The sequence below is a fragment of the Erythrobacter sp. CCH5-A1 genome (assembly GCF_001557115.1).
Taxonomy (GTDB): Bacteria; Pseudomonadota; Alphaproteobacteria; order Sphingomonadales; family Sphingomonadaceae; genus Erythrobacter.
The window spans coordinates 82,340-91,780 of the sequence record NZ_LSKQ01000174.1; the positions used below are offsets into that span (position 1 = coordinate 82,340).

The 9,441-nt window shown below is 66.5% G+C and carries 9 protein-coding genes; 3 read left to right on the plus strand and 6 right to left on the minus strand.

Translation table 11 applies throughout. The features are described from left to right. Window positions 1-18: 18 nt before the first annotated feature. A complete protein-coding gene (locus AX708_RS10115) occupies window positions 19-2,292 on the plus strand; it encodes an NADP-dependent malic enzyme (RefSeq protein WP_066531844.1) in 2,274 nt (757 codons plus the stop codon). Window positions 2,293-2,312: 20 nt separating this feature from the next. Here the strand turns inward: AX708_RS10115 and AX708_RS10120 are convergent, their stop codons facing one another. The 4 genes from AX708_RS10120 to AX708_RS10135 all read right to left on the minus strand — a co-directional run bounded on the left by AX708_RS10120 (window position 2,313) and on the right by AX708_RS10135 (window position 5,832). Beyond that, window positions 2,313-3,314: a hypothetical protein gene (locus AX708_RS10120; protein ID WP_066531847.1), complete on the minus strand. Its 1,002-nt coding sequence runs from the start codon at window positions 3,312-3,314 to the stop codon at window positions 2,313-2,315. A 118-nt stretch (window positions 3,315-3,432) separates the two neighbouring features. After that, complete coding sequence (locus tag AX708_RS10125) at window positions 3,433-3,933, minus strand: ferritin-like domain-containing protein (RefSeq protein ID WP_066531850.1); 501 nt, start codon at window positions 3,931-3,933, stop codon at window positions 3,433-3,435. 128 nt (window positions 3,934-4,061) lie between these two features. Then, on the minus strand, window positions 4,062-5,045 hold the full coding sequence (locus tag AX708_RS10130) for a glycoside hydrolase family 43 protein (RefSeq protein ID WP_066531851.1): 984 nt from the start codon (window positions 5,043-5,045) through the stop codon (window positions 4,062-4,064). Window positions 5,046-5,130: 85 nt separating this feature from the next. Next, window positions 5,131-5,832, minus strand: a complete 702-nt coding sequence (locus AX708_RS10135) for a tRNA (guanosine(46)-N(7))-methyltransferase TrmB (protein ID WP_066531852.1) — start codon at window positions 5,830-5,832, stop codon at window positions 5,131-5,133. A 141-nt stretch (window positions 5,833-5,973) separates the two neighbouring features. Here AX708_RS10135 and AX708_RS10140 point away from each other — a divergent pair, with 141 nt between their 5' ends. Further along, complete coding sequence (locus AX708_RS10140; protein ID WP_066531853.1) at window positions 5,974-7,455, plus strand: S41 family peptidase; 1,482 nt, start codon at window positions 5,974-5,976, stop codon at window positions 7,453-7,455. 68 nt (window positions 7,456-7,523) lie between these two features. Next, complete coding sequence (locus AX708_RS10145; RefSeq protein ID WP_082745676.1) at window positions 7,524-8,336, plus strand: helix-turn-helix transcriptional regulator; 813 nt, start codon at window positions 7,524-7,526, stop codon at window positions 8,334-8,336. A 169-nt stretch (window positions 8,337-8,505) separates the two neighbouring features. Here the strand turns inward: AX708_RS10145 and ctrA are convergent, their stop codons facing one another. Continuing rightward, window positions 8,506-9,201: a response regulator transcription factor CtrA gene (ctrA, locus tag AX708_RS10150; protein WP_017665026.1), complete on the minus strand. Its 696-nt coding sequence runs from the start codon at window positions 9,199-9,201 to the stop codon at window positions 8,506-8,508. Window positions 9,202-9,255: 54 nt separating this feature from the next. Beyond that, on the minus strand, window positions 9,256-9,441 hold a 186-nt coding region (locus AX708_RS21135; RefSeq protein ID WP_233999642.1), incomplete at its 5' end, for a hypothetical protein.

Below are 9,441 nucleotides of genomic sequence, written 5' to 3' on the forward strand. Positions count from 1 at the left end.
CAAGAGGGATCGGGCACCATGTCGGAAGAGAACGGCACACCCAACAAGGGCGGCTTCACCGCGCGCGAAGCGCTGTTCTATCACGAGACGATCCGTCCGGGGAAACTCGAGATCGTCGCGACCAAGCCGATGACCTCGCAGCGCGACCTCAGCCTTGCCTATTCGCCCGGCGTCGCCGTGCCGGTCGAGGCCATCGCCGCCGACCCCTCGCTTGCGGCGCGCTATACCGCCAAGGCGAACCTCGTTGCGGTGATCTCGAATGGTACCGCTATCCTTGGCCTAGGCAATCTGGGCGCGCTGGCCTCCAAGCCGGTGATGGAAGGCAAGGCGGTGCTGTTCAAGCGCTTCGCCGACGTCGATTCGATCGACATCGAACTTGCGACCGAAGACCCCGAGGCGTTCATCAACGCCGTCGCGCTGATGGAACCGACCTTCGGGGGCATCAACCTTGAAGACATCAAGGCCCCCGAATGCTTCATCATCGAAGCCGCCCTGCGGGAACGGATGAAGATCCCGGTGATGCACGATGACCAGCACGGCACCGCGATCATCACCGCGGCAGGCCTGCTCAACGCCTGTCACATCACGGGGCGCGACTTCAAGGACGTGAAGGTCGTGGTCAACGGCGCGGGCGCGGCGGCGATCGCCTGCACCGCGCTGATCAAGGCGATGGGCGTGCGGCACGACAACGTCATCATGTGCGACCGCACCGGCCCGATCACGCCGGGCCGCGCGGACATGGACCAGTGGAAAAGCGCCCACGCGGTCGCCACCAGTGCCACCAGCCTTGAGGAAGCGCTGGCGGGCGCGGACATCTTCCTCGGCCTCTCGGCGGCGGGCGCGCTGAAGCCGGAGTGGGTCAAGAAGATGGCCGACAAGCCGATCATCTTCGCCATGGCCAACCCCGTCCCCGAAATCATGCCCGACGAGGCCAAGGCCGTGCGTCCCGACGCGATCATCGCCACCGGCCGCTCGGACTTCCCCAACCAGGTCAACAACGTCCTCGGCTTCCCCTTCATCTTCCGCGGCGCGCTCGACGTGCAGGCGACCACCATCAACGAGGAGATGAAGGTCGCCGCCGCGCAGGCCATCGCCGAGCTGGCGCGCCAGCAGGTGCCCGAGGAAGTCGCGAGCGCCTATGGCAAGAACCACAAGTTCGGCACCGACTACATCATCCCCGCCCCCTTCGATCCGCGCCTGATCGAGGTGGTGTCTTCCGCCGTTGCGAAAGCGGCGATGGATTCGGGCGTGGCGCGGGCGCGGATCGAGGATTTCGACGCCTACCGGATGCAGCTGCGCAGCCGCCTCAACCCGACCACCTCGGTGCTTTCCGGCATCTACGAGATGGCCAAGGCCAATCCCAAACGCATGGTCTTCGCCGAGGCCGAGGAAGAAGTGGTGCTGCGCGCCGCGATCCAGTTCCGCGATTTCGGCTACGGCACGCCGATTCTGGTGGGCCGCACCAAGGCCGTGCTCGACAAGCTGCACCAGCTTTCGGTCGGCGATCCGGGCAGCTTCGAGATCCAGAACTCGGCCGACAGCGAGCATGTGCCGCAGATGGTCTCCTTCCTCTACAAGCGCCTGCAGCGGCGCGGCTATACCGAGCGTGATGTGCGGCGCATGGTCAATCAGGACCGCAACGTCTTCGCCTCGCTGCTGGTCGCGCTGGGGCATGGCGACGGGATGATCACCGGCATGACCCGCACCTTCGCGCAGACCGTGCGCGAGGTGAACCTGGTGCTCGATGCCAAGGCCGGCGCGGTGCCTTTCGGCATCCACATGCTGATCGGCAAGAACCACACGACCTTCCTCGCCGACACCACCATCAACGAACGCCCCGACGCGGCGATGCTGGCCCATATCGCGCGGGAGACCGCCGCGGTCGCCCGGCGCATGGGGCATGAGCCGCGAGTGGCCTTCCTCTCCTATTCGACCTTCGGCAATCCTTCCGGCCAGTGGCTCGATTCGATCCGCGCGGCGGTGGCGATCCTCGACAAGGAGGATCCGGGTTTCGAATACGAAGGCGAGATGGCCCCCGATGCGGCGCTCAATCCCAGGGTGATGGCGCTCTATCCCTTCAGCCGCCTCTCCGGGCCGGCCAACGTGCTGATCATGCCGGGGCTGCAATCGGCGAACCTGTCTGCCAAGCTGCTGCGCGAGCTGGGCAGCAACGCCACCATCGGCCCGATGATGATCGGGGTCGAGAAGCCGGTGCAGATCGTGCCGATGACCGCCAGCGTGCCCGACGTGCTGACGCTGGCGGTGCTGGCGGGCGCGGGGGTCGTGGGGTAGATATGTACGCCGAAGCGCAGTTACCTGAACATCTGATTTGCAAGGATCGGATCGAGCTTTCGCGGGTCGGCACCATCTGAACTCCGCGGCAGCGCTCCGGGGCCTTGGTCGACACCGACGTAGTTGAGAACTTCAAGACGCCCCTGACCGATTGCATGGCGGACGACTGTTCGGATCAGCAGATAGAGCGGGGCGATGTCGCCTGACCAATGTGGAGGCGTGCCGCGCTTTACCGGCGAAAGCAGGTCGAGCGCATCTGCAAATGCGGCCTGGACTGCCCTCACGCGTTTTGTGTTGCGATAGGCCCAGCGAAGCCATGGGCTCTGATAGAACATCGCAAGCCGGTCGGTTTGATCGGCCTGCGCGGCCCGCGCCTCGGATACGCCAAACATGGACGCCATGAATGCGAACCGGTTGCTGCGTGCCAGCGGCAGGATATGCCGCCACATGTTCAGGACATCGGTTGGATCGATGATCCTCGCCTGAAGGCCGGCCGCCACTCGCTTGGCCCAGGCGATTATCCTGTGCATTGTGAGGGTCTCCATAAATACCCCCTCACTGACTTCGATGTACCTGTGACCGTTTACGTAAAGGTACAGTCTGTCACCGCCCGGACTCCCGCCTTCCGTCTTCGGTGCATCAAACCAAACCACGTTCTTGGTCAAAACGTATTCGAAGACACTTAGTTCGCTCTCATCGCAAATGAAGACGTCTTTGTTTCGATATTCAGCGGGAGCTATCTTTGCTATGCAGCGCCGCGCCAGCAAATGGGCATATTCTTCATCGAGGTCATGCAGAAACTTCGCCCGCTCGAGCCGTCTGGCTTCTTCGGCAGATCGCCTCTGACCACTGTGAATGAGCACCCAAGCCAAAGCAGCCGCAACGATGCCCAGCATGATCTGCGACGCCAGAGGGAACATCTCGGCCGCCTCGTTGCGATCGGCGGAAAATCCCATCCAGCCGACGATCCAGTTCAGCCATTCACGAAGCACGGCAGCTCCCCCCCCCCCGGACTTTGCCATGCTCTGATTTAACTCATAATTCGCACCTATCGTCAAACAATCCCGGCATGCGTCATTCCTGCGCGTGCAGCCGCAGCCAACCCGCCCGCCGCAGCGCGACGGGGCGGGCCGCCCCGCTTTACGCCTCGGCTGCTGCCGGATTGACCTCGCCCGAGGCGATCGCGGTCATCTTGCGGTCCCCGCCGCGGGTGTCCTCGAGGCACTGCGCGAGCACGCCCGCGTCCTCCTCCAGCCCCAGCCGGCGCGCGAAGGCAGCGACCGTGCCGTAGCCCGAGATGCCGTAATGCGTCATGCGCTGGTACTGGGCGATGATCGAGGCGTCGCGCACGTCCTCGTCCGAAAAGTCGGCCTCCACGCCATGCGCGCGGGCTTCGGCGACGAGGCCTTCCATCCCCCGGCAATGCTCGCCGCGCGGGTTGGCGTCGTGGCTTTCGATCAGGGACTTGAGCTGCGCCATGCCCTCCTCGATCCCCTCGGCCCCGGCAGACAGGGCCTTGCGCAATTCGGCCGAGTGCGCCGCGTCGTGCAGTTCCTGGGTCGCTTTCAGCGCTTGGCGGTTGGCGCTGTAGAGGTCCTGCAGCTGATCGATGTAGAGGTCTTTGAGGGTGCTGATGGTCATGGGTCTGGCCTTCCTGTGGCAGGTTGCGTGACGCACATCCTGCGCGCCAGGACAGCGGCCGTCCCTGTCATGGGTGAGCACCCTTCGCCTGACCCGACGAGGCGCGGGGCACTTGCGGCAGGGCGAGGCTAGTCGGCGAGCACCGGCCAGCCGTCGCGCCACGCCAGCCGCGCGGTGAGCATGATGCGGCGGGTGTTGACCTCGTCCTCCGGGCGGGAGCGGGGTCTTGCGGCATCGACCGCGTGATAGAGGATCAGCGTCTCGCCGTCCTTCTGGACAAGCGCATTGTGCCCCGGCGCGATCCATCCGGGCGAGGCTGCGAGGATCACCCCGCCGTTTTCGGGCTTCACCGCGAACGGCCCGGTCGCCGAGCGCGAGCGCGCCACCATCACCGCGTAATGCGCGTTGGGTCCGCAGCAATTGTCGCCCGAGAAGAACAGATAATACCAGCCCTCGCGGTAAGTGACCCAAACGCCTTCGACGAGGCGGCGGTAGTTCGCCGGATCGTCGGTCGGCACCGGCACTACGAGGTCGATCGGCGCGCTGCCGGGGGCGAAGGCGAGACCGTCGCGCGTCAGCTCCTGCACCTTTACGGGTGCGAACCCCGAGCCCCAGTAGAGCAGCCGCTTGCCCGTCGCGGGGTCGTCGAACAGCATCGGGTCGATGTTGACGAAGCCGGGGCAGCACAGCAGCGGCTTGCCCGTGTCGGTGAAGGGCCCCTCGGGCCGGTCGGCGGTGGCGACGGCGAGGCACAGGCCCTGCGACGGGTCATCGAGCGCCGCATCGGGCTTGGCCGAGTAGTAGAGCAGGTAGCGCCCCTCGACCTTGGCGACATGGGGCGCCCAGAAGTCCTGCGTCTTGCTCGCCCAGCCGGGCTTCACCGGCAGCGCATCGCCGAGGTGCTCCCACTCCGCCAAGTCGGACGAGCGGGCGATCTGGATGTTGACCTGCCGGCCCTCGACCAGGGCTTGCGTGGCATAGGCGTAGTAGCTGCCATCCTCGTCACGCAGCACGGCGGGGTCGGGGAAGTCGGCGTCGATGGCGATGCGCGGTTCAAGCGTGGCACAGCCCGCCAGCAGCAGGGGGAGAAGGGCGAGCGCGAACCGGATCATCGAAGGCCTCCGCGCGCAGAGTGGCGCTGTCAGACCTCATTTATATGATTTATTTCCGCAGGCGAGGAAGCTGCGACCGATGGCCTCACCGCCGCCGGAACCGGAAGTACCACACCTCGTGGCCGTAGACCGTGCGCGCCTTGTGTTCGTAGCGGGTCTCGGGCCAGCCGGAGGGGCGGACCTGCCAGTTCTCCGGCTTCTCCACCACCCACTCGAACAGATCGGTGTGGCGCTGCATCACCATCAGCGCGTGGCGCAGGTAGACCGCGTGGTCGGTGCCGAAGCGGAACTCGGCCCCGGGCTTCAACTTTTGCGCGAAGAGCCTGACCGGCCCATCGTTCATCATCCGGCGCTTGGCGTGGCGGGCCTTGGGCCAGGGGTCGGGGTGGAGCAGGTAGAGCATCGTCAGCGCGCCATCCGGCACGCGGCTGAGCACCTCGAGCGCGTCGCCATGATGCAACCGGATATTGGCGAGCCGCTGGTCGGCCACGTGGGTGAGCGCCTGCGCGACGCCGTTGACGAAGGGCTCGGCGCCGATGAAGCCGTGGTCCGGGAGCAGGTCGGCGCGATAGGCGAGATGCTCGCCCCCGCCGAAGCCGATCTCGAAATGGAGGGGGCGCTGATCCCCGAACAGCACCTCGGAGGTCACCGGACCTTCGGCAGGCACGGCGATCTGCGGCAGGAGGTTGTCGACCAGCCCCTGCTGATAGGTGCGCAGCTTCTTGCCGACCGAACGCCCGTAAAGCCGCGCGATGGTGGTCGGATCGCCTTCCTTGAATGCCGTCATGGCCGCAGCCCTTAGCAAAAGGCGCGCGCCACTCCACCCCCTTCGCGCGTGCCGCCGGTCGAGCCCAGCCGCGCATTGGCCGACAGGCGCTCGCCTGCCGGTCGGGGAGCGGGGATGAGGAGGCAACTCGGGGAGCACGCCATGAAACACCTCGCCCTTTGCCTCGCGCTCGTCGCCGCCGCGCCTGCGATGGCCCAACCATCCCCCGAGACCTCGCCTGCCGCCCCGCCCGACTGGTCCGCGCTCGCCGTCGCCGATGTCGAGGCGGTCTATGCCGAGACCAGGGCCAACCACCCCGGCATGTTCGATCCGGCCAACCCCGGCTTCCCCGCGCTGCTCGAACGCGCGCGGGCCGAGGCACTTGACTACGCGCGGAAGGCCACCACCGCGGGCGGGTTCGATGCCAGCCTCGACCGCTTCACCGCGGTGCTGAACGACGGGCACGCGGGCGCCTTTACGCGGCTGCCGCCCGAACTCGCAGCCCCGATCCGCTGGCCGGGCTTCGTCGCGGCTTGGCGCGGGGACGCGATGTATGTCTACAAGTCGGCCGAGGGCGGGCCTCCGGCCGGCAGCCGGATCGAGAGCTGCGACGGGACGCCGATCGCCGACTGGGTGAAGACCAAGGTGTTCGGCTGGCGCACCGGCGCGGAGGTCGCGGGCGCATGGTGGGCCTCGGCGCGGCTGGCGCTGATCGACGACGGCAACCCTTTCGTGCGCCTGCCGCAGACCTGCCGCTTCGTCGCCGATGGCAAGGCCGAGGACCGCGCGCTGAGCTGGAGCCCGGTCCCCGACCATTATCAGGAATGGCGCAACGGCTCGATCAACGGCGACCTCCTCCCCATCGGCCTCGCCGAGCGCGCGCCCGGCATCCACTGGATCGCGCTACCCGATTTCCAGCCCGACGAAGCGGGCAACGCCGCCTACCAGACGCTCTACGCCGATCTCGCCGCCAGGGCCGACACGATCCGCGGCGCGCGCGCGGTGGTGCTGGACCTGCGCTACAACCAGGGCGGCTCCTCGCTGTGGAGCCTGCGGGTCGCCGAGAGCCTGTGGGGCAAGGAGGCGGTCGAGGCGCGTGCCGAGCGCCGCTCGGCGAAGACCGCGGTGTGGTGGCGGCCCACGCCGGGCAATCTCGAGGAAGTGCGCGGCTTCGCCCGGCTGATGACCGAGCAGGGCGATGCCGAGACCGCCGCATGGGTGGCAAAGCTCGTCACCTCATTCGAGGCCGCGGTGGCCAAGGGCGAGACGTGGTATGTCGAGACCGACGAGCCCACGGCGGCGGGCGCCGCTGCCCCCGATCCCGCCCCGCTGCTGACCGCGCCGGTCTATGTCATCGTGCCGGGGCAATGCGCGAGCGCCTGTCTCGACGCGATCGACGTGTTCAAGCTGTTCCCCAACACGAAGCTGATCGGCGCGCCCTCCTCGGCAGATTCGACCTACATGGAGGTGCGCAACCCCGAGCTGCCCTCGGGCATGGCGCGTGCGATCATCCCGATGAAGATGTATGTGAACCGCCCGCGCGGAAACGGGGAATTCTACTCGCCCGACATCGCGATGACCGATTTCGACTGGTCGACGCAGAATTTCCTCAAGCGGATCGAGGAAGATCTGGCGGCGCGCTAGGCGCACAGGTTTCCGGCACGAAAAAATCGTGCTGGACGCCGGGGCACGGGGCGTGGTGAGCTTGGGGGATGACGAACACGCCCTGCATCTCGCCCGGTGCACTCTCCGAAAAGGAGCTCGAGATTCTGCGCCTGCTGGCGGGCGGGCACACGGTGAAGTCGATCGCGGCGCAGCTCGGCCGCTCGGAAGCTGCGATCAATGAACGGCTGCGCGAGGCGCGGCGCAAGACCGGGGTGGGCAGCAGCCGCGAGCTGGCGCGGATGCTCGCGGAACAGAAAGTCTGGGACAGGAAAATCGATCTGTCGCCGCCCGCCGATCCGGCCGAGGCTCCGTCCGTTCCCCGCAAGAGGGGGTTCGAATGGACGAAAGGACGTTTAGCCATGGCATTCCTGCTCCCCGCCGCTGCGTTGGGCCTCGCGCTCGCCGCCGGAACCGCCACGCTGCCTGAGGCGGCCGAGACGGCCGAGGCCGCTGCTGCCGCCGCGCCGCTGGCGGGCAAATGGTCGCTCGATGTCGCGCGGCTGCCCGAGAACGAGCGCCCGGTGTCGGTGACGATCACCTTCACCCCGCAGGCCGACGGGCGGATGCACACGCTGGTGTGGATCGCCAACCGCGACGGCGGGACGATCAAGGCCGAATCCACCGCGGCGATGGACGGCGTCCCCGTGCCGGTCGGCGGCAACTTCGCCGAGATCGACTCGGTCGCGCTGCGCCAGCCCGCGCCCGACACGCTGGTGATGACGCTGGCGAAGGGCGGCGAGCGGTTCTCGACCCGGGTCTACACGGTGGCGAAGGACGGCCGCAGCATGACCGAGACGATCGTCTGGGCGAACGGCGAAATGCCCGAGCCGCGCACGACGACCTTCCTGCGCGCCAGCTGAAACGCGAACGCCCGGGGATCCAGGTCCCCGGGCGTCCTCGCAATCAAAGGTGAAAAGCGCTGTCCCGGTCCGAAGGGCCGCGAGCGCACGGCGCGAGCCGCAGGTGCCCGAGCCTGAAAGGCTCGGATCAGCGCCGAGGACGAGGGCGCGGAGGCGCCCTCGCAACCAGTTACGCCGCTTCGACCTCGGTCTCGCTGTCGCGCAGCACGTAGCCGCGGCCCCAGACGGTTTCGATGTAGTTGTCCCCGCCGCAGGCCAGCGACAGCTTCTTGCGCAGCTTGCAGATGAACACATCGATGATCTTGAGCTCGGGCTCGTCCATCCCGCCGTAGAGGTGGTTGAGGAACATTTCCTTGGTCAGCGTCGTGCCCTTGCGCAGCGACAGCAGCTCCAGCATCGCATATTCCTTGCCGGTGAGGTGCACGCGGGCACCATCGACCTCGACCGTCTTGGCATCGAGGTTCACGGCGAGCTTGCCGGTGCGGATGACCGACTGCGAGTGGCCCTTCGAACGGCGCACCACGGCATAGATGCGGGCGACCAGTTCCTCGCGGTGGAACGGCTTGGTCACGTAATCGTCGGCACCGAAGCCGAAGGAGCGGATTTTCGAATCCATCTCCGAGATGCCCGAAAGGATCAGCACCGGGGTCTGCACCTTGGCGACGCGCAGCTTCTTGAGCACGTCGTAGCCATGCATGTCGGGCAGGTTCAGGTCGAGCAGGATGATGTCGTAATCATACAGCTTGCCGAGGTCCAAACCCTCTTCGCCGAGGTCGGTCGAATAGACGTTGAAGCCTTCGGTGGTGAGCATCAGCTCGATCGCCTTGGCGGTGGTCGGTTCGTCTTCGATGAGCAGAACGCGCATTGCAGTCCCCTGTCTTACCCCTGGTAACCCCCGCTTAGGAGAGGTTGTCGCCTGTTAACCACGCCACTTCTCACCAAAAAAGGTTAATAAGAAGTTTAGGTCGTTAACTTTTTGAGGTGAGTCTTTCGAGTCACACCCCGGACGGGCGCGAAATCGGGGCAAGGCTAGGCTTTCAGGAATGGCCCGTCGCCTGAGGGAAAATGCTAAGACGCCCCCGCCAGCTTCTTCGCCCGCCGGCGC